Annotated in this window: 2 pseudogenes; one reads left to right on the top strand and one right to left on the bottom strand. The window is 61.5% G+C overall.

The features are described 5' to 3' along the window. Positions 1-61 precede the first annotated feature (61 nt). Positions 62-193 (bottom strand): annotated as a pseudogene (locus GVL61_RS24440) (IS5/IS1182 family transposase); the annotation flags it as partial. On the opposite strand from GVL61_RS24440, the pseudogene GVL61_RS24445 reads away from it, so the two are divergent. After that, positions 189-514: pseudogene (locus GVL61_RS24445) on the top strand (IS5 family transposase); the annotation flags it as partial. The pseudogenes GVL61_RS24440 and GVL61_RS24445 overlap by 5 nt on opposite strands.

Genomic DNA, 514 nt, shown 5'->3' on the forward strand with positions numbered 1-514 from the left:
CGGTCATCCTTGGCATGATGCAATGTCGTCTGGGAGGGCGGCAACCACCCCATCTCATTGATCAGAGCCAGAAGAGCACTGTGGCAGTGAGAGCGAGGGCGGAGAAGAAAACTGTTGGGCAGCGGTCGTAGCGGGTTGCGATGCGGCGCCAGTCCTTCAGGCGGCCGAACATGATCTCGATGCGGTTGCGGCGGGTTTTGAGCGGGATCATCTTCGTCAATCGCAACGGTCTGCGCTGGCGGGATGCGCCGAGGGAATACGGGCCGCACAAGACGCTTTACAACCGATGGAAGCGTTGGGGCGAGATGGGCGTGTTTGCTCGCATGATGGAAGGCCTGTCCGCTCAGAGGGCCGAGCCCCAGACCATCATGATCGATGCGACCTATCTCAAGGCCCACCGCACGGCTTCCAGCCTTGGGGTAAAAAAGGGGATCTCGGCCGCCTGATCGGACGGACCAAGGGCGGTATGAACACCAAGCTTCACGCCGTTACCGATGCCAACGGCCGCCCGCTG

Source organism: Novosphingobium sp. 18050 (assembly GCF_902706195.1).
In the GTDB taxonomy this organism is placed as follows: Bacteria; Pseudomonadota; Alphaproteobacteria; order Sphingomonadales; family Sphingomonadaceae; genus Novosphingobium.